This window comes from Paenibacillus sp. FSL H3-0333, assembly GCF_038002805.1.
Classification (GTDB): Bacteria; Bacillota; Bacilli; order Paenibacillales; family Paenibacillaceae; genus Paenibacillus_AQ; species Paenibacillus_AQ silagei.
On the sequence record NZ_JBBODG010000001.1, the window covers coordinates 4,746,721 to 4,770,787 of the forward strand.

General features: G+C 53.8%; 20 protein-coding genes. 2 read left to right on the forward strand and 18 right to left on the reverse strand.

Annotated features, from left to right (window positions below; genetic code table 11):
• Nucleotides 1-16: 16 nt before the first annotated feature.
• From MHH78_RS21225 to MHH78_RS21240, 4 genes are all read right to left on the reverse strand, one after another.
• On the reverse strand, nt 17-538 hold the full coding sequence (locus MHH78_RS21225) for a PTS sugar transporter subunit IIA (RefSeq protein ID WP_339256400.1): 522 nt from the start codon (nt 536-538) through the stop codon (nt 17-19).
• Between the two features lie 21 nt (nt 539-559).
• The gene (locus MHH78_RS21230; RefSeq protein ID WP_340753842.1) at nt 560-1,426 is read right to left on the reverse strand and encodes a PRD domain-containing protein; all 867 of its coding nucleotides are present in this window, start codon (nt 1,424-1,426) and stop codon (nt 560-562) included.
• A gap of 186 nt (nt 1,427-1,612) precedes the next feature.
• Complete coding sequence (locus tag MHH78_RS21235) at nt 1,613-4,345, reverse strand: CHASE3 domain-containing protein (protein WP_341168726.1); 2,733 nt, start codon at nt 4,343-4,345, stop codon at nt 1,613-1,615.
• A gap of 71 nt (nt 4,346-4,416) precedes the next feature.
• Nucleotides 4,417-4,812, reverse strand: a complete 396-nt coding sequence (locus tag MHH78_RS21240; protein ID WP_036728841.1) for a DivIVA domain-containing protein — start codon at nt 4,810-4,812, stop codon at nt 4,417-4,419.
• A gap of 187 nt (nt 4,813-4,999) precedes the next feature.
• Here MHH78_RS21240 and MHH78_RS21245 point away from each other — a divergent pair, with 187 nt between their 5' ends.
• Nucleotides 5,000-5,563 (forward strand): TraR/DksA C4-type zinc finger protein, encoded by a 564-nt coding sequence (locus tag MHH78_RS21245; RefSeq protein WP_341168727.1) that lies wholly within the window; start codon nt 5,000-5,002, stop codon nt 5,561-5,563.
• A gap of 106 nt (nt 5,564-5,669) precedes the next feature.
• On the opposite strand, the gene MHH78_RS21250 is transcribed toward MHH78_RS21245, so the two are convergent.
• From MHH78_RS21250 to hrpB, 3 genes are all read right to left on the reverse strand, one after another.
• Nucleotides 5,670-6,029 (reverse strand): helix-turn-helix transcriptional regulator, encoded by a 360-nt coding sequence (locus MHH78_RS21250; RefSeq protein ID WP_036694148.1) that lies wholly within the window; start codon nt 6,027-6,029, stop codon nt 5,670-5,672.
• A gap of 812 nt (nt 6,030-6,841) precedes the next feature.
• Entirely contained in the window at nt 6,842-7,486 is a 645-nt protein-coding gene (locus MHH78_RS21255) for a general stress protein (RefSeq protein WP_340941069.1), read from the reverse strand.
• Between the two features lie 108 nt (nt 7,487-7,594).
• Nucleotides 7,595-10,087 carry an ATP-dependent helicase HrpB gene (gene hrpB / locus MHH78_RS21260; RefSeq protein ID WP_341168728.1) on the reverse strand — a complete coding sequence of 831 codons (2,493 nt, stop codon included), beginning with the start codon at nt 10,085-10,087 and terminating at the stop codon, nt 7,595-7,597.
• 273 nt (nt 10,088-10,360) lie between these two features.
• Here hrpB and MHH78_RS21265 point away from each other — a divergent pair, with 273 nt between their 5' ends.
• Nucleotides 10,361-11,554: an IS256 family transposase gene (locus MHH78_RS21265; RefSeq protein WP_341166367.1), complete on the forward strand. Its 1,194-nt coding sequence runs from the start codon at nt 10,361-10,363 to the stop codon at nt 11,552-11,554.
• Nucleotides 11,555-11,943: 389 nt separating this feature from the next.
• On the opposite strand, the gene MHH78_RS21270 is transcribed toward MHH78_RS21265, so the two are convergent.
• The 11 genes from MHH78_RS21270 to smc form a co-directional block, all read right to left on the reverse strand.
• Entirely contained in the window at nt 11,944-12,342 is a 399-nt protein-coding gene (locus MHH78_RS21270; RefSeq protein WP_341168729.1) for a DnaJ family domain-containing protein, read from the reverse strand.
• A gap of 151 nt (nt 12,343-12,493) precedes the next feature.
• Nucleotides 12,494-12,874: a GIY-YIG nuclease family protein gene (locus tag MHH78_RS21275; RefSeq protein ID WP_341168730.1), complete on the reverse strand. Its 381-nt coding sequence runs from the start codon at nt 12,872-12,874 to the stop codon at nt 12,494-12,496.
• Nucleotides 12,875-12,899: 25 nt separating this feature from the next.
• A complete protein-coding gene (locus MHH78_RS21280; RefSeq protein WP_445668059.1) occupies nt 12,900-13,688 on the reverse strand; it encodes a DUF2087 domain-containing protein in 789 nt (262 codons plus the stop codon).
• A gap of 155 nt (nt 13,689-13,843) precedes the next feature.
• On the reverse strand, nt 13,844-14,188 hold the full coding sequence (locus tag MHH78_RS21285; protein WP_341168732.1) for a DUF1801 domain-containing protein: 345 nt from the start codon (nt 14,186-14,188) through the stop codon (nt 13,844-13,846).
• A 27-nt stretch (nt 14,189-14,215) separates the two neighbouring features.
• Entirely contained in the window at nt 14,216-15,025 is an 810-nt protein-coding gene (locus MHH78_RS21290; RefSeq protein ID WP_076077824.1) for an SDR family oxidoreductase, read from the reverse strand.
• 205 nt (nt 15,026-15,230) lie between these two features.
• Nucleotides 15,231-16,097: a transglutaminase family protein gene (locus MHH78_RS21295; protein WP_341168733.1), complete on the reverse strand. Its 867-nt coding sequence runs from the start codon at nt 16,095-16,097 to the stop codon at nt 15,231-15,233.
• Nucleotides 16,094-17,047 carry an alpha-E domain-containing protein gene (locus MHH78_RS21300; protein WP_341168734.1) on the reverse strand — a complete coding sequence of 318 codons (954 nt, stop codon included), beginning with the start codon at nt 17,045-17,047 and terminating at the stop codon, nt 16,094-16,096. The genes MHH78_RS21295 and MHH78_RS21300 overlap by 4 nt, the downstream gene beginning before the upstream one ends.
• 29 nt (nt 17,048-17,076) lie before the next feature.
• Nucleotides 17,077-18,540 (reverse strand): circularly permuted type 2 ATP-grasp protein, encoded by a 1,464-nt coding sequence (locus tag MHH78_RS21305; protein WP_076077816.1) that lies wholly within the window; start codon nt 18,538-18,540, stop codon nt 17,077-17,079.
• A 552-nt stretch (nt 18,541-19,092) separates the two neighbouring features.
• A complete protein-coding gene (locus tag MHH78_RS21310) occupies nt 19,093-19,290 on the reverse strand; it encodes a hypothetical protein (RefSeq protein WP_340826980.1) in 198 nt (65 codons plus the stop codon).
• Between the two features lie 16 nt (nt 19,291-19,306).
• Complete coding sequence (gene ftsY, locus MHH78_RS21315; RefSeq protein WP_076077811.1) at nt 19,307-20,299, reverse strand: signal recognition particle-docking protein FtsY; 993 nt, start codon at nt 20,297-20,299, stop codon at nt 19,307-19,309.
• Nucleotides 20,300-20,356: 57 nt separating this feature from the next.
• Entirely contained in the window at nt 20,357-23,926 is a 3,570-nt protein-coding gene (gene smc, locus MHH78_RS21320; protein WP_341168735.1) for a chromosome segregation protein SMC, read from the reverse strand.
• Nucleotides 23,927-24,067: the final 141 nt, after the last annotated feature.

The window sequence follows — 24,067 nt, forward strand, 5'->3', positions numbered from 1 at the left end:
TAAGTACATGTATGTTCTAAGGCTGTGAAGCTACTGCTGTTGTAAGAACACTGCTTGTTCCTGCCGTAACCTGGCCGTAATGGCAATCCACTTCCGGGGTGTCCTCCCCGTTGCCCGTTACAATTACCGGAGTGATCGTACGATAACCCGCAGCGCGGATTGCCTCCAGATCAAATTCGATCAGCGTCTGCCCTGCCTGCACTTCATCTCCGGTGGCAATATGGCTGATGAAGCCTTCGCCCCGCAAGCTGACCGTATCAATTCCGATGTGCATCAGCAGTTGCAGACCAGAGGCATGCTCCAGGATTAGAGCGTGATTGGTTTTGACCACATGCGCAATTTTTCCGTCAAAAGGGGCCGTTAATCGTCCCTCTATAGGTTCTATGGCGATGCCTTGGCCCATATGCCCACCGGCAAAGGTCTCATCCGGCACTTCCGTTAACGGTACGGACTGTCCGCTGACCGGAGCGTATATCTCCAGGCGGGTTACCGCCTCAGTAGGTTTCTCTTCTTTTTTAGCTTTCCATCTCGAAAACATAAAAGTCACTCCTTGCTGCTGCTATTTATTCTTCTCTATGGTCTGGAACAGCCGGTGCAGATGCATAGCCAGGAAGCAGATTTCTTCTTCGGGTACGTCTACACTGAGCTTGCCCTGCATGACTTTGCCCATCCTATGCGCGAGCTTGTATTCATCCTTGTATTCCTTCTTGATATGCTTCACAAAAGGATTGTCGATGAGCGAACCCTGCAGAATCCGTTCAATCGAGAATCTCAAGTGAACCATCAGCCGGACATGATTCATACTGCCCTGCTCAAAGCGGATCTTGCGTTCACTGCGGATCATCTCCATCAGCTCACTGACAATGTTAGAGGCCTTCACAAGCTGGCCCACCGGCACATTGCTGACCGCAGAATAGACGTGGTAAGTTAGGAAACCGACCTCGTCCTCAGGAATCTGCACTTCAAAGCCTTCACTGATCTTCCCGGCCGCCTTGGAAGCGATCTCAAATTCCTTGGGGAACGTCATCCGGGTCTCCTCCAGGAATGGATTCACAATGTCCATCCCGCTGCGCAAGCGGAAAATGGTGAATTGGATATGGCTGGGGAGCGCCAAATAGATCTTGTCGTTTAGCTTGCCGGGAAACTCACGGGCGATATCAGAGATAATCTCATCCGTAATCCTCATGACCTTGGGATCAATGTCCTCCAGCAGAATCTGATACTGACTCCATTCCTCCCGGTCCTCCAGCCGAAACAGCTTCTCAATCCGGGGATCATCCGAATCAATAACACCCGTATCCTTAAGCGCAAACCCGATGCCCTTGCCGATAATTACATATTCCTTGCTCTTCTTGCCGCCCTCTACCATTACGACATTATTCCCAATCACCCGCAGCACCTGAAATTGTTCAGTGTCCCTCGCCAAGTTCCCCCTCCTTTCCGCCCATATCCTGATTTTTTGCACAAAAAAGAGCCAAGACTGGACTCAAAGTATTGAGTACGAATCTTGGCTCATGCCCTGTTAAGGTAACACGCCACTGCATATAAATGATCATTTATGAACCCATCATAAAGCATACCTTGTATTCCCGTCAATGGGTTTTTGGAAAAGTCAAATGTACCGGCACATTCGTGTAATGACGTCCTGCATCAATACCGGCTTGCTGATGAAATCAGTGGCTCCGGCGGCCAGGCAACGCTCACGGTCTTCCTTCATCGTCTTGGCAGAGATTGCAATGATCGGGAGGTCGGTGAGATGCATCTCCTCACGGATAATAGACAGCGTGTCATAGCCATCCAGAACCGGCATCATAATATCCAGGAGTACGATATCCACCTCCGGCTGCTCTCTAACCACTTGAAGACATTCATACCCTGTCTGAGCGGTAATAATGATCATTCCGTAAGGCTCCAGACCCTTCTGCAAGGCATAAATATTGCGCATATCATCATCCACAATCAGGACAGTTCTGCCTTGCAGCATGGCGTATTCTTTCTCGAACAGGGAGTCCCCGCTATTACCCGGCTGCCCTGTATCATGAACGGTTCTGGAGTGCTCCGACCCGGCTGCAGTCTGAGCCAGCTCCGCCGGATGGAACGGTTCTTCTTCACTGTCCAGTTCACGGCATGGGAGATACAAGGTGAATGTACTGCCCTTCCCTTCTTCGCTCTCCAGGCTGATATGCCCGCCCAGTAGCTTAGCCAATTGCTGGGAGATGGACAAGCCCAGACCGGTTCCCCCGAATTTGCGGGCAGTCGTTCCGTCCACCTGGCGGAAGGCCTCGAAGATCAGCTCACGGTTCTCTTCAGAGATGCCGATTCCGGTATCCTGGACAGCAAAGGCCAGTACCGGCCCCTCTGCTATGTAACTCTGATCTGAATATGCCGCCAGCTTGGTAATCTCCATGGTAACAGAGCCCTGCTCCGTGAATTTGAAGGCATTGGACAGCAGATTCCGCAGAATCTGGTGCAGGCGCATCTCATCGGTGAAGAACAGATCCGGAACCTCGGGGTTCAGGGTCACGTTAAACTCCACATTCTGCGCTTCTGCAAGCTTGCCGAAATAACCCTGCAGCAGCGAGGGCAGCTCGGTGAGATTGACGGCATCCATTTCCACCAGCATTTTGCCCGCTTCCACCTTGGAAAGATCCAGAATATCGTTAATCATAGTAAGCAGATCACTGCCGGAATTGTAAATGACAGAGGCATAGCCCAGTTCTTCCTCGGTTAACGTATGATTGCGGTTCTCCGTCAGCAGCTGTGAGAGAATCAGCATACTGTTCAGCGGTGTCCGCAGCTCATGCGACATATTGGCCAGGAATTCAGACTTGTAGCGCGAGCTCTGTTCCAGCTGTTCATTGTACCGCTCCAGCTCGATCGCTGCATTCTCGGCTACATATTTCTGATTCTCAAGCTCCTTGTTCACGGTTAGCAGCTCGCTGGTCTGACTCTGAAGCTCCTCCGTCTGCATCTGCATCTCCTCGGACTGAGTCTGCAGCTCTTCGGATTGAACCTGAAGCTCTTCGTTCATCACCTGTGATTCATGCAGAAGCCTCTGGATCTCCATCCGGGTCTTCACCGAATTCACGGTAACCCCCATCATATCCAGCAATTCCTTCAGCAGCTCGAAATGGTAAGGCGCCCAACGGGTCAGCGCAGCAATCTCCAGTACAGCAACAGTCTTGTTCTCAAAAATAATCGGAGCAATCACAGCAAACCTCGGCGGCGTTCTGCCCAGAGCGGAGCTGATGGAGATATAGTCATCAGGCAATTGCTCAATCACATTCATCCGCTGATCCAGCGCACATTGACCTGCCAGGCCTACTCCCGGCTGAATAACCTCGGGCCCGATGCGTTCTTCCTTATTCTCTGCGCCTGCATAGGAATAGATGCGCTCGAACAGTTCCTCGTTATTCACGACGTATATAGTGGCATACTGCATTTCCAGCATAACCGACAACCGGCTCACAAAAATTCTGCACAGCGAAGGCATATCAATGGTCTCTTGCAGGGCAATCGACATTGAGGTGAGCTGTTCGCTCGTCCACTGCTCCCGCTGCACGTTATCCAGCAGCCCGTTCGTCGCTTCGCCCAGGTCATAGATTTCATCCAGCGTCTTCACCCTAATGCGCTCCGAGCGGTTACCGCCGGAGGCAATACTGTTGATGGCCTGTATGACGCTGTGCAACGGATTCACAATGCTGGCCGAGAGCAGATAAGTGATGAGCAGCGCAAGTACGACCACCAATCCCCACAATATGTACATGGTAATCAGCAGCTTATGATTGCTGTCCTTCAGGTTGCTGATCCGGTCGTTCGTGAGCGTACGTTCGATGTCACGGAAGTAATCGGACTGGGAACGGATCGTGTCGACCAGGCTTTTTCCCGTATCGTTGCGAAAAAAAGCGCTGACCGCTTCCGTATGGCCATTCTTCTTCAGCTCAACCACATGCTGTCCGGCAACATCGACCCACTTCTCGATATTATCCGTAATCGTGTCCAGATTCCGTACCTGCTTCGGGTTATCGGCAATGAGATTATTCAGCTTCGCTGCATTAATCCTCCACTGCACCAGCCCGTCATTATATGGCGCCAGGTATGACTCATCATCGGTAAGGACGTACCCCCGCTGTCCAGTCTCCATATCGAGTACATTTTTCTCAATTTGATATGTAAGTTCATGAACTTCTATATCATGATCGCTCAAGAACACGGTTTCTTTCTCCAGGCTGTTAATCCGGCCAGAGACTATAATCAGAAATAGCCCCAGCATTAATAATATGATGACATATCCAAGTGCGATTTTGCCGCGGATCTTCAAGCTCCAAGCATGCTTCTCCGGCAATGGTCCAACCCCCGTCCAGAGTTATACTTATGCTGCATATTGTTGTCTCTCACGCTGTGGCTGCACAGGGATTACAAATACCCCTCCGTGCGGGGAATGGGCAATCTGTCCTTGAGCTGACGCACATTGGCTTCCAGCTTGATGATAATATCTTCGAGATCCTGCGGATCAATCCCCTTAATAATCGGCACAGGGGCCGGAGTGGCTGCGGTCTTCACCTCTGCCTTCAGCTCTTTCATCTCAATCTGCTGCTCCTGCCATTTATCCATCAGATCCGCTATGGTAGCATAGAACCGTTCATAATCCTTAATGACGCTGTCCAGGAACGTATCCACCTCTTCGGCATCATAGCCGCGAAGCTTCATACTGAATTCCTTCTCATGAATGGTAAGTGCATCAAGGGTAATACCGAGCTGGCTGAACAGCTTTCTCTGCTTATCCAGCCGGCGTTTCATATGTTCGTCCATTTCATAACCTCCAAGTGTATGCTGCATTCATCCGGCAGGTATTATTATAACAGGGTGAAAGCAGCATGAAAATATCACTAAAGTTACAATTCAGCATAGGGATACCTGCTGATTGCCCTATAACACATTAGGGTAAGGAAAGATTACGACAGTGTAACTACTAATCAAGCTGAAAGGAAGATGACACATGAGCCACTTAACCAAAGACCAATTGACTAAGCTTAGAGCCTCGCTTGAAGAACGCAAGGCAGAACTGGATCAGCATTTCTCCGGCAATGGAGCAGAAGACAGCCTGCTTGGCGATTCCCTTATCCTCTCAACGGGCGAGCTCTCTTCGGTCGATAACCATCCCGCCGATACAGGAACAGAGACGTTTGAACGAAGCCGCGACCTGTCCATCAACACCTCGCTAGCCGAAGAATTAACGGAGATCGAAGCTGCTCTTGCGCGGATGGATGACGGAACGTACGGAATCTGCGAAGCCAGTAAGCAAGAGATTCCTTATGAGCGGCTTGAGGCCATCCCCTACACCCGCCATACCGTGGAGCATGCCCCAACCAGCCGTGATACCGGCGCACGCCCTGTGGAAGAAGAGGTGATGACCCCGCCGCCAGCCGGTGCAGGCGAAGGACGTCAGCAGAATAGCGGAAGATTCGATGACGCTGGTGCCTGGGAAGCCGTCGAGGATTATGGCAGCGCAAGCTCGCCGGTAACCCCGCCGGGCCAGGATTCTGAAGATGAGGATACCTGATCCGGCTGTTCACGACTTGTGAGGCTTCTGGATAACTGATATAGATGAGTCCGCCGGAACGTGGCCAGATCGATATACATGAGCCCTCCAGCTCGTGGATCTCCCATCAGAAGTTGTCTGCTACTGCCTTATTAAGAATACCAAGACAACGGTCCAGATCGGCCTTCACCTGCTTCTTATATAGTTTGGCCTTCTCCTCCCCGTCCGAAGTGAAGTGATACAGGACAATCTCCTGAAAATCGACCTTCGGATCGCTCCCCTTAAGCTGCTTGGTACGGTAAAGTATCCCTTGCTGCACCAACTCATGCAGAGCGCGGTAAATTTCACTTTGGGGAGGCGAATAGCCATGAGCTTTGAAATCTCTGCGCAAATCCTCAAGCATCTGATAACCATACCCCTTGTGTTGCTCCACCATCGTAATCAGGTATACCTTTATAAATGCCCGCTGAGCAATCATAAACGCCATAAGACACCTCCCGGGGTGTTTTTTGAAATATAAGAATGTATATGTTTCACACTATACATTATCCTTCTATTTCTCGCCGAAACGGTACCGTCCTTTAAAAGGACGGCAAAGCCGTTTCCACTTGTTAGAAATCATATAGCAGGGAAAACTGTTGCCGCTTGGCAATTCCCACTATTACTCTAGTATAAACTCTATTTCCCAGCTTTCACAACAAGTTATTTAAAATTTAGGAGGATACCAAAACAGTACTGTCGTCAATCATGGAAATGAGACAATAGTCATTTAGTGAGTTGCCTATTTGTCGATAATGGGGTAATCTTTCACTTTTTCTGTTTTGAAGTAGATAAGTAAGTGGTTGGTATGGGGGTTAGGTGGCGTAGATAGGTGTAGAGATGGGGATTTAGCATCTCTATTGTGAATTTTTCATATGATGAATTATTATTTTTAGTGGAAAAACGTATCTTATTTCATCAAACTTCGAGGATTGCACGGCAGCAAGTGGAAAAAAGGCAGCTAATTTTACTCGTTTGCCTACAAGTTGGGGTATTGTGGTTTTTTAAGTACCATTTTTCCAATTGTTGATGTAGATACGCGAAAAATCTCATCAGTAAGTGTTGAAAATCCAACTATTCGTTCTTTTGCGAATTTTTCATATGATAAATTTATATAACTTTCGAACGGTTGTGCCCCTTATCTTATCTCACATTATAATGAAGGAATACGATGCTGTCCGCAAAAAGAACTGCCTGGGGTTGTCCCGCAGGCAGTTCTTTTGTTGAGCTATATTAGCGGGGTTGTGTCCCGCTATAGGGTTAGATTTTGTCGCGGTTGTATAGGTCCGGGTCACGGTCTGCATTCATCGAGCCTCTGTTGCCCAAGGTATTGCCAACCGTTGTGTCCCTAGGGACCAGATCCGGGTTAGTTGCTCCGCGGTCCGCCAGCGTATCCTCCGGATACAGGCTATCGTACCGGCCGGAATTGAGTGAACGGTTGCCCCGGAATACCGTATGGATATCTCTTCCACGGCCGTTGTCATCGACCAGGACGAGGATTTTGCCGCTGTCGATATAGCCTTCGTAATCTCTGGCCTCATCCTCGGGAATGCCGAGTCCGATTAATCCGCCCACCAGTCCGCCTGCTCCTACTCCGATGGCAGCCCCTGTTAGTGTAGCTGCGATTGGGCCTGCAGCAAGGATTGGACCAATTCCCGGAATGGCCAGCGCACCGATCCCGGCCAGCAGTCCGGTAATTCCGCCCACTACGCCGCCGGTGGCCGCACCTGTAGCAACGCCTTCCGGCGCCATCGTTCCTGTATCTTCGGAGATGTGTTTCAGGTCATCTCGATCCTTCGTTATTACTGAAATCTCATCGTTCGTGAACCCTTGTCTCTGCAAACTTTCAATTGCTCTGGTTGCTTCTTGTTCCGTATCGAATACGCCAATAATTTTCTCTGTCACTTGAAGCCCTCCTTCGTAATTGTTGTTCGCTACTCTATTACCCGTTTACGCGGTGCCCAAACAGGAAAAGCTTCTTCGGATGCATGAATGCCTGATCACAACCACATTCTATTTGGTAGGACGGGTACGGTTGGTAGGTGCTGCCTCCAGCGGATTATCCGGCCAGTAGTGCTTGGGATAACGGCCTTTCAGATCTTTTTTCACCTCGAAATAGGTGTTCTGCCAGAAGCTGGCCAGATCTGAGGTGATCTGCATCGGCCTTCTCGCCGGAGACAGCAGGTGCAGCAGCACCGGGACCTTCCCCCCGCCGATCCGCGGAGTATCCGTCTGCCCGAACATCTCCTGCAGCCTAACTGCCAGTACCGGCGCTCCGGGATTACTGTAATCCAAGGGAACCCGCGAACCGCTCGGTACCGTAATATGCGTCGGTGCCTCCTTGTTCAGCTGCTGGCGGCTGTTCCAGTCCAGCATACCCTCCAGTGCCTGCGTCAGCTTCACCCGCTGTAAATCACGGAGATTCCGCATCCCTTGTATAAAGGGGGCCAGCCATTCCTCCAATGTATCCGTCAACGCCTCATCCGACATATCGGGCCAGTCGGCCCGCAGTGAGTGCATGAATTCCATCCGCTGCCGCAGCTGAGTGGTCCCTTTCTCCCATGGCAGCAGTTGTAGCCCTTCCGCCGCGATCACCTTCAGCAGTACGCTCTCGGTCTCCTCGGGAGTAGCCCGCTCATGGGTCGTTTGCTTCAGGATGAGCGCCCCCAGCCGGGTCACTCTGCGCGCCTTCACGCTTCCGCTCTCACTGTCCCAGTAGACTTCGCGCTCCTCCAGAAGGCTGTCCGCATGATGCTTCAGCAGGTCCTGCTCGGACAGCGCTGCGGCAAGCATAATCCGGCTCTGCCCGGCACGGTCATCCACGCCGGGTGCCACGATGTAGGGCGAGCGTGCCAGCGGCTGCCCCTCGCGCATTGCCGCCCCCCGGCCGCCGGAGAGCAGGAACGCGCCATTGCCGCGCTCCTGCCCGATCCGGTCGGGATAGGCGAACGACAGCAGCAGGCCGCTGCGGCTGAGGTCGCCGGGCCCTTCGCCCGGCGCTGCCTGCAGCTGCGCCAGGAAGCTGCGGCTCTCGCGCTGCACCGCGCGCAAGGCCGCCGGGTCCGCTCCGCCGCTCCCGGCGGAGCGCTCGAACCCGAGCAGCGCCTCCACGCGCAGCGTGAGGTCGCTATCTAGAGCCGCGGGACCCCGGAAGAGGTCCCGCTCCTGCAGCAGCGCAGCGAGCCTGGCGGCGAGCGGCGCAGCTGCAAGGTCTGCCGCGCGCAGCAGCATATGCGCGATGCGCGGGTGCGCGCCAAGCACGGCCATGCTGCGGCCGTGCGGCGTAATGGCGCCGCCGGCGTCCAGCGCGCCGAGCTGGCGCAGCAGCGCCGTGGCCTGCGCGTAAGGCGCGGCAGGCGGCGCGTCCAGCCAGGCGAGCGCTCCCGGCTCGCGCACGCCCCAGAGCGCCAGCTCCAGGGCGAGCTGCGCCAGGTCGGTCTCCATGATCTCCGGCACGTTGTCGTCCGGCAGATGATCATGTGCCTCCCGGCTCCACAGCCTGTAGCAGACGCCTGGCGCTGTGCGGCCTGCCCGGCCGCGCCGCTGATCAGCCGAGGCCTTCGAGACCGGCACTGTCGTTAAGCGCGGCATGCCGGTACGCGCAGAGAATACCTGCGTCCGGCGAAGCCCCGTGTCAATCACCGAGCGTACTCCTTCGATGGTCAGACTTGTCTCGGCAATGGAGGTCGCCAATACGACCTTCCGTTCGCCTTCCACCGCAGGAGCCACCGCCGCATCCTGCTGGTGCTGCGGCAATTGGCCATAGAGCGGCCGGAGCACCGTTCCTGGCGGCAGGCTTCCTGATGCCAGCTCCTGCTCCGTCCGGCGGATCTCCCGCTCGCCGGGCAGGAAGACTAGCACATCCCCCGGCTGCTCAGCAAGCGCACGCCGGACAGCGGCAGCTGCGGATTTCTCAAGGGCAGCATTGCCTGCCTCCGGCATATAGACCGTCTCCACCGGATACGTCCGGCCCGGACAACGGACGACCGGCGCTTCGCCCAGCAGGGAAGCTACGCGATCTCCATCCAGGGTCGCCGACATCACCAGAATGCGCAGATCCTCGCGCAGCACACTCTGCGCTTCAAGCGCCAGTGCCAGTCCAAGATCCGCATGCAGGCTGCGCTCATGGAACTCGTCGAAGATCACAAGCCCCACATCCCCCAGCGAAGGATCGCTCTGGAGCATCCTCGTCAGCACGCCTTCCGTCACAACAACAATCCGTGTATTCCGCCCCACCTTGGTATCCATCCGCATACGGTATCCTACGGTCTGACCGACACTCTCCCCCATACAGGAAGCCATGTAGCCTGCGGCCGAACGGGCTGCCAGACGTCTGGGCTCCAGCATCAGAATGGTTTTACCGGCCAGCCAGGACTCCTCCAAAAAAGCAGGCGGCACAGTCGTTGTCTTCCCCGCTCCAGGCTCAGCAATTAGAACCGCCACAGCACGGTCTGTCAGAATTCTCTTCAGGTCAGGGAGCACCTGCATAATCGGAAGCTGCTTCATTTCATCTCTCCATCATCCGCTAAAAGTTAAGTTTCATATCCATTTCATTATCATGGGTGAAACCGCCCCGGATATCAAGTAGAAGCTTAGTCACCCTTAGGGTGAACATTCTTGGCTTCCGGCTGTTGTATCACGCAATTCATGATTCTGCCTTCACCGCAATACACCACGATGGCGTAAAGTAAGTTGTGTACCAAGATTTGGAGCCTAGTCAGGCACCAAAAAAGTAGGGTATCCTCGGGATTGCGAAACCACCAAGGAGGAACCCTACCAATGAATATTTTACCCGAAAGTTCTCTGAATAATCTATTTGAAAAACTTGTTAAAGATTTTGTGAAAGACAACATGGAACGCCTGTTGCGCGCCGAAATCCAGGGGTTTATGGAGAGTGAAGAAGCCGGCGCCAGCAATAGTCGCAATGGCTACTATACGCGAGACTTACACACGAAATATGGCCATATCGAGGATCTTCAGGTGCCCCGGGACCGCCAAAGCCTTTTCCAGACGCAGATGTTTGAGCCGTACCAGCGGCGGGACGGATGGTTAGAAGAGGCCGTCATCCAAATGTATAAATCGGGCATGGGTACGCGGGATGTGGCCCGGTTCATTGAAAGTATGTTTGGCAGCCACTACTCCCCCACCACGGTCAGCAATATTACGGCTACAGTGCTGGACGATATCCACCAGTGGCAAAAGCGGCCACTGAGCAAACGGTACTCTGTGATCTATTTAGATGGGCTGTACGTGAAGCTGAAACGGGGCACGGTTCGTGGTGAAGTGGTCTACTTTGCGATGGGAATTGACGAGGAGGGACAGCGTCAAATTCTCGGGTTCTACGTGGGTGGCCAAGAGAGTTCGAATGGCTGGCGGGAGGTACTCAAAGACCTGTACGACCGCGGAGCGCAGGAAGTCCTGCTGGGTGTGTTTGACGGACTGCCGGGGCTGGATGCGGCGTTTAAAGAGACCTATCCTCAGGCGGATGTACAGCATTGCGTAGTGCACAAAGTGCGGGCCACGTTCCATAAAATCCGGTTGGAGCACAAAACCGATGTCATGGAGGCGTTGAAAACCATATATACGGCACCGGATGAAGTGGTAGCCCGGGCTAACTTTGATACGGTCAAAGCGAAGTGGAACAAGCTGTATCCGAAGGAAATGAGGTCCTGGGAGGAACAGTTATCCACACTCCTGACGTTCTACAACTATCCGCTGTCGATCCGTAAAGCGATCTACACGTCGAACCCCATCGAGCGGATGAACAAGGAAATCCGCAAGCGTCTGAAACCGATGAACAGTCTGACAAACATGGATGCCGCAGAGAAAATCGTGTACCTGGAGATGCTGGAATACAATGAACGTCATGCAGGGCGGGTCGCCCAAGGCTTTGGAGTGGATGCCGTTAAAAAGAAGCTAAAAGTGCTATTCGAAACACGCTACCCCTCTTTGCCCACACCGGAAGAGGCGTAACAGAGAAATCCAGTTTCTGGGGGTCGGGGTTCCCCCTTCCCCCAGAAACACTACATCCCAACCCGTAACCCGGGGGAGGCACTTCTACTCTTTTACACAAACTTCTTGACGCTACCTACACCACTGTAAGCAAGTGGAATTTTGTATCTTAAATTGTGGGTTTCGGCGGATTGTAGGCAAGCACGTGGAAAAACAGCATCTATTGGCGGTGGTATTAGCTACTTTGGGTGAAGCACGGTCATTTAAGTGCTATTTTTCCACCTGCAGTTATAGCTGCGGTTCATTCGTCATCAGCAGGTGGAGAAAATCCACCTATATGAAACGCACTTCCCCCACTCCCCTACCCAGCACAAAACCTCCAGTTCATAGAACCGGAGGTTTCCGCTTACTTACTCTTCCCTTCCCGCCAGCCGCTGCCCGATCGCGTCCCTGTAATCCGTATATGCAGCATTGCCTTCCAGCCCCCGTTCCTGCAAAAGCATCTGAAGACGCAGCCGCTTCAGGGAGAGCCTGCCCTCCAGCTCCTTTCGTTCCTCGGCAGTGCTGTTGCCGCTTCGGTGGCAAGCCACCAGCAGCTCTTCGAGCGTTACACACTCTGCCCGCAGCGTCACTTCCTCCGGCAGCAGCCCGGCGTTCTTCATAATCTTGTAGGACATCCGCAGTTCCTCAGGTACGCCGGAAAGATCCTCCAGCGCAAGCGGCTTGCCGTGCCCCGGCAGATTGGCGAACTCCCCGCTGCGCATAGCTTCCTGAATTCTTTGTTCTGCAAGCCAAGATAATATAGCCATCCGCACCGTTCCTTTCATCAGCGCCCCAGTGCCCTTTTACATTCCAAACGGCACATTCTGCTACAGCTTTGTCCTTATTTTAGCACGGGTGCTGCTGAAATTCATTCCCGGTTTGACTGTAAGTTATCGCTTCTTATCACCAGGCAGAAAGCTATTTCTGCTTATGATATCCGCGCTCCCCGTAAGGAGACAGCTGCTCCAGCCACTTACTCTCCATATCCGGCAGCATCTTGCGGTATTTATGCAGCTCCTGCACATCGGCCACGAAATCCTCTTCCGGCTTAATCTGCTCCAGTACCTCGAAGCGGAAGCCCGCTTCCCCGCGTTCATTCCAGTCTTCCTGCAGCGCCTTGTTGTCATGGCCTTTGATATCCAGCATGAACTTATGCTTATTCCAGACCCCGTCCAGATTCAGGCTGCTTCCCACATACATTTTCTCATTCGCGGTATTCACAATTCTGTATACCCCCATCGGCCTGTGCGTGTGCGCATAGTTATATCCCAGTTCCTTGCGTCTGGCTTTATCCGTCATTTATGCTCTCCCCTTCATCTCTCCGTTATAATTTCACCCAGTAGCTGCTTCCATCTTCTTCACGGCCGAGCAGCCCGTAATCGATCAGATAACGCCGGAGCGTTACATAATCGGGGTAAGCAGCTTCGAGCACCGCATTGATTTCCTTCTCACTGTACTTACGCCCTGTCTCAAAACGCTGCAGCAAATGGCGCAGAATAGCCGCCTTCCGCTTCTGCCGTTTAGGGAACTCTGACAACGGGCCGTCCGGCCCCTGTTTGAAATAGGTGCCCAGAATCTCGTCGTTCTCCTGCTCGGTAATCGCGAACCGTTCATCAACCATCACAGCCGTACGCGGAATACTCACAAAAGGAGATGAAGCTCCCGGCTTCTCCTCAGCCAGCTCCATAACCGCCAAAAACAGCTTGGCCTGCTTCACCTTCTCGCGAAGCGTGAACCGGTGGTTACGCACCGTGGAGGTGCTGCCGATTCCCAGCTCCTTGGCTGCTTCTGCATCGCTCAGACTTTGGCGGAAGGCCTGCAGCAGCCCCTTCTGCAATTCGGTTAACCCGCTCAGCTTCTTGTCCAGCGTCAGCAGCCAATGGAACATCCCGCCATGAACCCTGTCCACATGCAGAGCTGCGAACTTCTCCGCTTCGTAATACTGCCCTTCATCCTTATAAATCAAGCCCTTCTCGAAGGCAGCTCCGCAGACCAGACAATAATACTTTTCCGTCCGCTCTTCCGTCTCCACATTATAACCCCGCTTCAATTCTGCAATGGACGCATTCCAGAATTTCTCCGATATCCGCACTGCTTCATTCTCTTCTGCCAACTGGACCATCACACCCTTTGTTTGCTTTTATATAAACATATTATCATTTCGTTTGTTATTTTACAACTATCTAATTAGATTGTTTGTGACAAAAGAAAAACACCGCCATTTCCGGCAGTGTCTCTATATCCCGAAGGATCCCTATTTGTTAGTAGCTATAATGCAGCAGAAGCCTGCTTCAGCAAGGAAGACAGCAATTCATAATCAACAGCCTTGCCCTCCGTCAGCTTGGTTGTGAGACGATCCCCGCTCCCCGCTTCGAATTGGCCTTCAGGCACTTCCAGCCCTGCTGCGTTGAAGATGGAGAAGCTCACCCAGCCTTTGGCGGTAGAGATGACAGCGGCATATTTCCCGTTTTTGAGAAAATGCGGTTTGCCATACTGAATCCGTTCCGCTACCTCCGGTATAGCCTCGTGAATGACCTCACGCAGCTTGGAGCCTATCTCGGATTGCCAGGGCAGCTTGATCTGAGCAATGTAATCCGTCACTTCTTGGTTCATGGAATCACCTTTTCCTGGAGAATGAATTTAAGACAGCAGCGACTCCGCACCGTCAATCACAATCTGCGAGCCGGTAATATGAATGGATTCATCCGAGGCCAGGAACGCGACCAGATCGGCCACATTCTCCGGTTTGCCCGGACCGTCTGCCAGCGGCTGCGCACCATCGGGGAATTCAATGGGAATGACAATGGACTCCACATCATCGTTCCACTCCGTGCTCTCGTCGATATTCGTGGCGATCGCTCCCGGACAAATGACATTGACCCGGATTTTGAACTTGGCCAGCTCCAGTGCAGCCATCTTCGCGAACGCGACCTGTCCCGCCTTAGTGGTGCTGTATGGTGACCAGCCGAAGCTGGTAAATCTGCTGTTGCCGTTGATCGAGCTGGTAATAATAATACTGCCTTTGCCCTTCTCCTTCAGATGGGGAATGGTGTATTTCAGCGTCAGGAAGGTGCCAGTGAGGTTGACAGACAACGTCTTCTCCCAATCATCCACGCTCAGCTCCTCAATCGGCCCGACCACTCCGTTAATGCCAGCATTGGCAAACACAATATCCAGACCTCCGAAATGCTCCACAGTCCTGCGCACCGCTTCCTCCATCCGGCCGGCATCCGAAGTATCCACATCAATAGCTAACGCGCAATCCCTGCGCAGCTTATTCAATTTCTGTTCAAGGATCGAAGTACGTTCGTTCACCAGATCGAACAAGGCGACATTCGCACCTTCACGTGCCAGCTGAATTGCTGCCGCTCTGCCGATTCCCGAGCCCGCACCTGTGATTATGGCTGTTTTCCCTTGAAAACGCTGCTTTTTTGCTATATTGGGGCTCATATGTACACTCTCCTTCCGTGAATACCATTCTACATGTAATGGCTCTGTTTCAAGATTACCCAAATGATGCTTGATTATAATCATGTTATGCAAAAAATTGCACAAGCCCAGTGCAACATGCACAGCCTATCCGCTTGTTAAGCTCCTGCATATCTTGTCTGCAACAGCAAAAACCCCACATCTGCGGGGGCCTGCTCTGACTCATTCAATTCTCCAGCTGCCGTACATCCACCTTGACTGTAAGCTTGCCCGCTCCACCACGGTATACGCCTTTGACCGGAACGATATCCTTATAATCCCGTCCATGCCCAAGCTTGATATACCGCCAGTTCACTTCAACATTGTTGGTCGGATCGAAGCCCAGCCAGCCCGTACCCGGAATATGCGTCTCCACCCAGGCATGCGAGGCCTGTTCGAAGTTGGCGTTGCCCCCCTGCAGATCCCCGACAAAATGGTACCCGCTCACATACCGCGATGGCAAGCCGACACTGCGGCAGACCGCAATCATCAGATGCGCATAGTCCTGACAGACTCCGCGCTTGAGCATCAGTGCTCTTTTTACCGTAGTATTGACGCTTGTCGCCTCAGGATCGTACGTAAACTGCTCATAGATGGTGGACGACAGCTTCCGGGTCCATTCATACATATCCTCTGCATCCTCAAAAGGATGCTGCGATGCAAATTCCACCAGCTCCGGCGTCACCTCGGTGTACCGGGTAGGCAGAATAAACTCTATATACCGGTTCTGAAACTTCTCGTCATTCAGCAGCTTCACCTGCTCCTCCAGCGGAATATGCGGCAGATCCGTGCCCTGCGCCTTGTCGAGCGTGACCACGGTCGCTTTGGTGTGAATCACCATTTCCGTGTGCGGCTTATTCACCGAATAGGCATGGACCCGGTTGCCGAAGAAATCCTCATAGGTTAGCAGATTGGCTGGCGGGTGCACCTCCACCTCATGGTGATAGCAGGATTGCCGGTAGTTCGTGCGCGGCGTCAGCCGGATCTCATTGACACTGTCCGTCACCGGCTCGGGGTAGCTGTAGGTGGTTGTGTGGTTGATTTGTATTTTCATACCGAGACTCCTTCACGGCGAAAAAAAGCACCGTCCATCGTTCTGCCGAGCCTCTGACAGGATATCATCAGTGACTCCAGCACATCCAGGGCCAGGTCCCCGGACATCTCATCCTTCTCCATATAATCCAGCTCCGCCTTGATCTTGCCCGCCTGCCGGATCACCTTCTCATGCCCCGAGCCCTTCTCTGTAGTGTCCAGCTCCAGCTTGGCCAGATGCTCCTCCAGCTTGTGGAAGGAGAAGCGGATTGAACGCGGGAAGAGCGGGTTCACGATCAGGAATTCCAGAATGCATTCCGGCGACATATCATCGGCGTAATACCGGCGGAAGGACTGATAGCCGCTCACCGATTTCAGCACAGCCTGAAGCTGGGTATAGATGGAATTGATAGCCTTCGACTTGCAGGATACCGTGACGGTCTGCAGGATGCGTGTCGTATTCTCCGCCCGTTCCAGAAACCGGCCGCTCTCGATGAAATGCCATTCATTGCCCCGGAGCATCACCGATTGCTCCGCGCCGAGGAACATCGCCGCCCGTTCCTTAACCTGCTGATAGAATTGATGGGGACCGCGCATGATATCCGCTACCGACTGCTCCCCCAGCCACAGGTTAAAGCCGTTTACAATATCCCACAGCTCACTCGGCAGATGCTGGCGCAGGGTGCGCAGATTATTCCTGGCCTGATGCACACAGGAGAATAGAGAGTTGGTATTCCCCAGATCCAGCGTAATGAAGGATAATACATCCTGTTCGCTGAAGCTCTCGAACTGCCGTAGATATTCGCTCCGTACCCCAAGCGCGTCAATCAGGCGCGACCACTTGTGGCCCTCTTCCTGGAAATCCTCTTCCTGCTGGATATGGTAATGCACATCGATCAGCCGGGCGTGATTCTCAGCCCGTTCAATATACCGGCCGATCCAGAACAGAGCCTCCGCATTGCGATTCAGCATTCTAGCCACCCCTTTAACGTAGATAGTCTCTAGGCCATTACCCAGGTATCCTTCACTCCGCCGCCTTGGGAGGAGTTCACGACCAGCGAGCCTTCGCGCATCGCTACCCGGGTCAAGCCCCCTGGAATGACATGCGGCTTACGGTCAGCCCCCATCAGCACAAATGCCCTCAGATCGATATGCCGCGGAGCCATACTGCCTTCTGACAAGACCGGTGCACGGGACAGCGACATAATCGGCTGGGCGATGTAACGCTCGGGTTCTGCCAGTATTTTGAGCCGGAAGTCTATGAGCTCCTCCTTCGTCGCCTCACTCCCGATCAGCATGCCGTAGCCCCCGGAGAGAGACGTCTCCTTCACCACCATTTCAGACAGATGGTCCAGCACATACTGGCGCTCTTGCGGCCGTGACAGCAGATAGGTCGGCACATTGCCCAGAATCGGCTCTTCATTAAGGTAATAGCGGATCATATCCGGCACATACACATACATGGCCTTGTCATCAGCTACCCCGGTTCCGGGTGCATTGGCAATCGCGATATTTCCCGCCCGGTAGGCATTCATCAGACCTGCAACCCCCAGCAACGAGCTGGGCTGAAAAGCAAGCGGATCAATGAAATCATCATCCAGGCGGCGGTACAGCACATCGACCTTGCGCAGACCGTTCATCACCTTCAGGTAGATTTTGTGGTCCTGCGCAACCAGGTCGCGGCCCTCAACCAGATGAATGCCCATCTGCTGCGCCAGAAAAGCATGCTCATAATAAGCCGAATTGTATTCCCCCGGTGTCAACAAGGCAATGACCGGGTCTTTGGTCCGGGACGGGGACAGGCTGCGCAGCACGGAGAGGAAACGGTTCAGGCTGTGATCCACATCGCGGATGGAGCTGGCAAACGACAACTCAGGAAACAGCTGATTCATGAGCGATCTGCCTTTGAACAGATACGAGAAGCCAGAGGGTGTACGCAGATTATCCTCAAGCACATAATACTCGCCGTCATGATGGCGGATCAGATCGATCCCTGAAGTGGTGATGTACGCACCGCCGGGTACACGGAGTCCGGTCATTTCCGGCCGGAAATAACAGTTCGATATAATCATCCGCCTCGGCACTATACCGTCCTTCACGATGTATTGCTCATGGTAAATATCATGAATGAACAGATTCAGTGCGGTAATCCGCTGCACGATGCCCGCCTCCAGCCGTTCCCATTCCCCCTTGGGGATAATGCGCGGAATCATATCGAAGGGAATCGTCCGCTCCATAGGCTGATCCTGTGCCGGGTTGTACAGTGTAAAGGTAATGCCTTCTTCCATCATCCGACGCTGCATCAGCTTCTGCTTGCCTTGCAGCTCTTCGGGGCTCATCCCGGAAAACATGCGGTTCACATGCTTGTAATGAGGCCGGACGTTCCGTTCATCCGCATACATCTCATCATAGAAATGCTGTAGCGGATACGGAGACAGACCGGGCAAAGGATCTAGTTTGGACATGAGCCCGACTCCTCTCGGATCAGTATAATGTGTTATGTTTCTTAACAAATAAGTTCGAATTTTAAAAATTCACCACGAAAATATGATTTACTACCTTCATAATACGTAAATGATATTATCCATGTCAATATTTATAACAGCAAAATGGAGTTTCTGAACCATCCTGCCGGTTTGGAATCGCTTCCTTTCTCTTAAACTTGCTTTTCGGGGCGCTCCGCGTTCATTCCACATCCAATTGTATGCCGGAGTGCTGACAAGCAGTACTATTATGAATTTTTCATATGATGTATTTTTAATATAATTTCGGCGTATTCTTTTAAACGCCAAAAGGGGAGTAAGCAGAAGAATGGTTATGTACTGGTGGGGGCTCCTTTCCGCAGAGGAGTATATGTCCGTGGCGGGGGATTCTGCGCGGGAAGCCAAGAAGCGGCAGCCCCGCAACAACAGGTGGACAAACGTATCTTAATTCTTCGATTTCTGAAGGATAGGGGAAAGCAAGTGGAAAAACTACAACTGCTAGTCTTAGTATCAGCCACATTGGCTGAAATGCGCTCAATTAAGTGTTGTTTTTCCAACTCCTTCCCTAACAGAGACCTTTCTTTCATCAGCAAGTGGAGAAAATCCAACTATTTCCTCTTCCCCTCCCCTCTCAGCGGGTCCAATCCGTTCAACAAAAAACCTCCCCGGGAATATTTCATTCCAAAGGGAGGTTGCAATGGCCGTTATTTCGTTCTGCCTGCACTGCTTCAAATGCAAGCCTGAGCAGTTATTCTTCCGGGTCCGCTTCCTCCGAGATCATGCCTGCGAACAGGGCATGCACGAACTGGTCGGAATCGAACGGCTGAAGATCTTCCATTTTTTCGCCCAGACCAACCAGCTTCACCGGCAGGTTCATTTCCTGGCGGATCGCGACCACGATTCCGCCCTTCGCCGTACCGTCCAGCTTCGTCAGTACCAGGCCGGTCACGCCGCTCTTCTCGCCGAACAGCTTGGCCTGGGTGAGCGCATTCTGCCCGGTGGTGGCATCCAGCACCATAAGCACCTCATGCGGGGCGCTTGGAATCTCGCGCTGAATGACACGGAAGATCTTGTTCAGCTCTTCCATCAGATTGCTCTTGTTCTGCAGCCGGCCTGCCGTATCGCAGATCAGCACATCCACACTGCGCTGCTTGGCAGCCTGAACCGCATCGAACATCACCGCTGCCGGGTCCGAGCCCGACTGCTGCTTGATCACATCCACTCCGGCACGCTTGCCCCACACCTCAAGCTGCTCAATGGCTCCGGCACGGAAGGTATCGCCTGCCGCCAGCAGAACCTTCTTGCCTTCCTGCTTGTAGCGGTGCGCCAGCTTGCCGATGGTCGTCGTCTTCCCGACTCCGTTCACGCCGACGAACAGGATCACGGTAATGCCATCCGGATTCTCGTTCAGACTATTGTCATCATCTCCGCGCAGCAGCTCCATCAGCTTGCGGGAGAGAATCGGCTGAAGCTCTGCCGCGTCCTCAATCCGCTTCTGCTTCACTTCTGCACGCAGCTCCTCTACCAGATTCATGACCGTATTCACGCCGACATCTGCGCCGATCAGAATCTCTTCCAGCTCCTCATAGAATTCTTCATCTATCTTTTTGCGGCGGATAATCAGATCCGAGACCTTCTCAACGAAGCCCTTGCGTGTTTTCTCCAGACCGTCGCGGAACTGTTTCGTTACGCTTTCCGTTTTACCGGAGATGCTGTCTTTCAGTTTTTTGAAAAAACTCATATGCGTATGCTTCCTCCTAAAGGGTTATAGGGATCACTTCATGAATCCTGCGTCTAGTTAAGCTATCTCTGCCTCTTCATCCTCCAGCCGCACGGATACGAGCTTGGATACGCCGCCCTCCTCCATCGTCACGCCATAGAGCACATCGGCTTCCTCCATCGTTCCCTTGCGGTGGGTCACTACGATGAACTGCGTCTGCTCCGAGAACTCGCGCAGGTACTGGGCGAAGCGCACCACATTGGCTTCATCCAGCGCCGCTTCCACTTCATCCAGCACGCAGAACGGCACCGGCTTCACCTGCAGAATGGCGAACAGCAGAGCCATCGCGGTTAAGGCGCGTTCTCCGCCGGAGAGAAGCTGGAGATTCTGCAGCTTCTTGCCCGGCGGCTGGGCAACGATATCAATCCCTGTATCGAGCATATGCTCAGGGTCCAGCAGCTGCAGATCTGCCCGGCCGCCGCCGAACAGCTTCGTGAACACCGTACCGAACTCGCGGCGGATGGCATCGAAGGTCTGCTTGAAGCGCTTAGACATCTCCTCTTCCATCTCATGGATGACATGATACAGCGTTGTTTTGGCTTCCACCAGATCATCCTTTTGCCCGCTGAGAAAAGTATACCGCTCATGCACCCGCTGATACTCTTCAATCGCACCAAGGTTGACCTCGCCCAGACCGGAGATGCTGCGCTTCAGACGCTGCACCTCCAGCAGTGCCGCAGGCACATCCTCCGGCACCGGATAACGCTGCTTCGCCAGCTCGTAGCTCAGCTCGTAGTCATCGCTCAGCTTGCGGAGAATATTGTCCAGCTCCACATCGAGCCGCCCAACGGCAACCTCCGTGGAACGGAGCTTGTCCTCGACTGCCCGGAGCGCCTGACGCTGGTCTTTGGTCTCGCCTTCGGCCAGCTCCAGCTTGCGCGAGATCGCCGCGCGGTCGGCACGGGCCAGGTCAAGCCTCGCAGACGTATCTTCCTTGCTCAGCCTCAGACTGTTGACCTCTTCCTTCTGCTTCACGGTCTCCCGTGCATTCTCTTCCAGATCCTGCTCGATGGTCATAAGCAGGCTGCGGCTCTGGCGCAGCTCCTTCTCCTGGGAGCCGGCATCCTGCCTCATCCGGCGCAGCTGCTCCTCCAGCGAGAAGATCTCCTGATCCAGCTTACCCTCCGTGACCTTCATCCCGGTCAGCTTGCCCTGCAGCTCTTCCTTGGCCGATTCATTCGCCTTGCGGTCCGACTCGGCACTGCGGATGGCTGCGTGCGCCTCCTGCTCTTCCTTCTCCAGCCGGGACAGCTCAGCTTCAGCCTGCTTGCGGGCCTCGTCCAGCCCGCGTACCTCCTGCTCGAAGCCGCTGCGCTCCGCGCCTGCGCCCTCGACCTGCTCCTGCACATGCCGCAGCTCCTGCTCCAGCTGCTTCAGATCGCCGGATACGCGCTGTTCCTCCAGCCGCTTCTCATCACCGTCATGCCGCAGCTGCTCCAGCTTCTGGGAGCCCTTGTCCTGTTCAGCGCGCAAGCGGCTGATCCCCTGCTTCAGCTTGGCAATCTGCTGCTCACTCTCTTCAATCTCGCCGGAGAGCTGGTCAAGCTGACGCTTGCGGCTAAGCAGGCTGTTGTTCTTCTTATGCTGGCTGCCGCCGGTCATCGAGCCGCCTGCATTGACCACATCGCCTTCCAGCGTAACCACTCTGTAGCGGTATTGGCATTTGGCCGCAATGCGGTTCGCCTGCTCCAGACTCTCAGCGATTACGACATTGCCAAGCAGGCTTCCGATAATGCTTCCATACTTGTCTTCATAGCCTACCAGCTCCGAGGCGATACCGACAAACCCTTCAGCACCTTGAACCATGCTGCGGTCACTGCCGGTAATCTGCCGCGGCCGGATCACATCCAGCGGGAGGAAGGTCGCCCGTCCGAGCTGACGCTGCTTCAGGAAAGCAATCGCCTGCCGGGACACCGCTTCATTCTCCATAACCACATGCTGCAAGGAAGCGCCCATGGCGGTCTCAATCGCCATTTCCAGCTTCTCGGGAACGGAGATCAATTCGGCAACTGCCCCGTGTACACCGCTTAGCTGTCCTTTGCGCGCGCCCTTCAGCACCTCTTTGACCCCAAGCATGAAGCCGTCAAAATCATCCTGCATTTCCTTCATCGTCTCATGCCGGGACACCTGGGCTTCGCGCTTCTGCTCCCATTTACGCAGGCCGCTCTGCGTCTCTTCGAGCAGCTTCTGCCGTTTGCCGGTCTGCTCGCTCTCCGTAATATATGCGCCGCGCAGCAGCCCGATTTCCTTGCCTAGCGCGGCAATCTTATCCTTCAGCCCGCTCTGTGCAGAGACCAGCTCCTCCAGCCGCGCTGTCCACTTGCCACTCTCCTCCTGGCTGCGGCTCATCCGCCGCTCCAGACTCTCCTTCTGCTGATCCGCATAGCGGATCTCGTTGCGCGCCTGAGCCATCAGGTTCATCAGCTCAAGCAGAGCACTCTTCAGCTTCTCTTCCTTGCTCTGGCTGATGCCGCCGGCCACACCCTGCAGCTTCGATTCCTCATCCGCCAGCTGTGCCCGCAGCTCCGCAAGCGTCTGCCGGGTCTGCCTCAGCTTATGCTCCAGCTCGGCCAGCTCACGCTGCCGCCCTTCAGAGCGTTCGCCTACAGAACCCAGAGTCTGCATGAGCTGTTCCCGGTTCTGCTCCAGATTCCTGCGGCGCTCCTTCAGCAGCTCTCCGTAGCCTTCGCTCTTCTCGTTGGCTTCGCTGCTGCGCAGCAGCTGTTCCTGCAGCTTCTCCACTTCCTGCTCCAGATTACGCAGCTCCGCCCGGCCGCTCTCCAGCTTGGCATCATGGGCAGAGACTATAGTGGACAGCTCCAGCTGCTCCGTCTTAAGCACCTCCAGGCGGGCGTTGCCCTCCTGCCAGGATGTATGTATCCCTTCGATCTGATGCACATATACCGAAATCTCCAGATGCTTTAGCTGCTCGCGCAGCTCCTTGTATCTTATCGCCTTCTCGGACTGGTCCTTCAGCGGTCCCACCTGATCCTCCAGCTCGCTGATCAGGTCATGAATCCGCAGCAAATTCTGCTCGGTCTCATCGAGCTTGCGGCCGGCATCCTTTTTGCGTGACTTATATTTAACAATACCTGAAGCCTCTTCAAAAATCCCCCTCCGGTCTTCCGAACGGGTACTGAGAATCTCTTCAATCCGGCCTTGTCCGATAATCGAATAAGCTTCACGGCCGATACCGGTATCCATGAACAGCTCCGTAATATCCTTCAGCCTGCAGGCCTGCTTATTGATCAGATATTCACTGTCGCCGCTGCGGTGGACACGCCGGGTCACGGTCACCTCGCTGAAATCCAGCGGCAGCACATGATCCTCATTATCCAGCGTCAGCGAGACCTCACCATAGTTGACCGCCTTGCGGGCATCACTTCCGGCAAATATAATATCCTCCATCTTGCCGCCGCGCAGGGATTTGGCACTCTGCTCCCCAAGCACCCAGCGGATGCCGTCGGATATGTTACTTTTTCCGCTGCCGTTCGGGCCGACTACAGCCGTTATTCCGCGCACAAATTCCATCTCTGTTTTGTCGGCAAATGATTTGAAGCCTGCTAATTCAATCCGTTTCAGAAACATAACTCGCTACTCACCTCTGACCCATTATACCATAGTGTTTCCTTGCCAAAACAACCCCATAAAGTGGTGCACCTGCTTCGATATTTACCCCAAAACATATCATTTCTGATCTTTCGAAAAAGAGCAGCAAAAGTCTGACTT

What these genes read in the sequence shown, in the direction of transcription:
- MHH78_RS21225 (WP_339256400.1), bottom strand. Translation starts at nt 538, where the DNA reads ATGTTTTCGAGATGGAAAGCTAAAAAAGAAGAGAAACCTACTGAGGCG.
- MHH78_RS21240 (WP_036728841.1), bottom strand. Translation starts at nt 4,812, where the DNA reads ATGGACGAACATATGAAACGCCGGCTGGATAAGCAGAGAAAGCTGTTC.
- MHH78_RS21245 (WP_341168727.1), top strand. Translation starts at nt 5,000, where the DNA reads ATGAGCCACTTAACCAAAGACCAATTGACTAAGCTTAGAGCCTCGCTT.
- MHH78_RS21250 (WP_036694148.1), bottom strand. Translation starts at nt 6,029, where the DNA reads ATGGCGTTTATGATTGCTCAGCGGGCATTTATAAAGGTATACCTGATT.
- hrpB (WP_341168728.1), bottom strand. Translation starts at nt 10,087, where the DNA reads ATGAAGCAGCTTCCGATTATGCAGGTGCTCCCTGACCTGAAGAGAATT.
- MHH78_RS21265 (WP_341166367.1), top strand. Translation starts at nt 10,361, where the DNA reads ATGAATATTTTACCCGAAAGTTCTCTGAATAATCTATTTGAAAAACTT.
- MHH78_RS21270 (WP_341168729.1), bottom strand. Translation starts at nt 12,342, where the DNA reads ATGGCTATATTATCTTGGCTTGCAGAACAAAGAATTCAGGAAGCTATG.
- MHH78_RS21275 (WP_341168730.1), bottom strand. Translation starts at nt 12,874, where the DNA reads ATGACGGATAAAGCCAGACGCAAGGAACTGGGATATAACTATGCGCAC.
- MHH78_RS21285 (WP_341168732.1), bottom strand. Translation starts at nt 14,188, where the DNA reads ATGAACCAAGAAGTGACGGATTACATTGCTCAGATCAAGCTGCCCTGG.
- MHH78_RS21290 (WP_076077824.1), bottom strand. Translation starts at nt 15,025, where the DNA reads ATGAGCCCCAATATAGCAAAAAAGCAGCGTTTTCAAGGGAAAACAGCC.
- MHH78_RS21295 (WP_341168733.1), bottom strand. Translation starts at nt 16,097, where the DNA reads ATGAAAATACAAATCAACCACACAACCACCTACAGCTACCCCGAGCCG.
- MHH78_RS21300 (WP_341168734.1), bottom strand. Translation starts at nt 17,047, where the DNA reads ATGCTGAATCGCAATGCGGAGGCTCTGTTCTGGATCGGCCGGTATATT.
- MHH78_RS21305 (WP_076077816.1), bottom strand. Translation starts at nt 18,540, where the DNA reads ATGTCCAAACTAGATCCTTTGCCCGGTCTGTCTCCGTATCCGCTACAG.
- ftsY (WP_076077811.1), bottom strand. Translation starts at nt 20,299, where the DNA reads ATGAGTTTTTTCAAAAAACTGAAAGACAGCATCTCCGGTAAAACGGAA.
- smc (WP_341168735.1), bottom strand. Translation starts at nt 23,926, where the DNA reads ATGTTTCTGAAACGGATTGAATTAGCAGGCTTCAAATCATTTGCCGAC.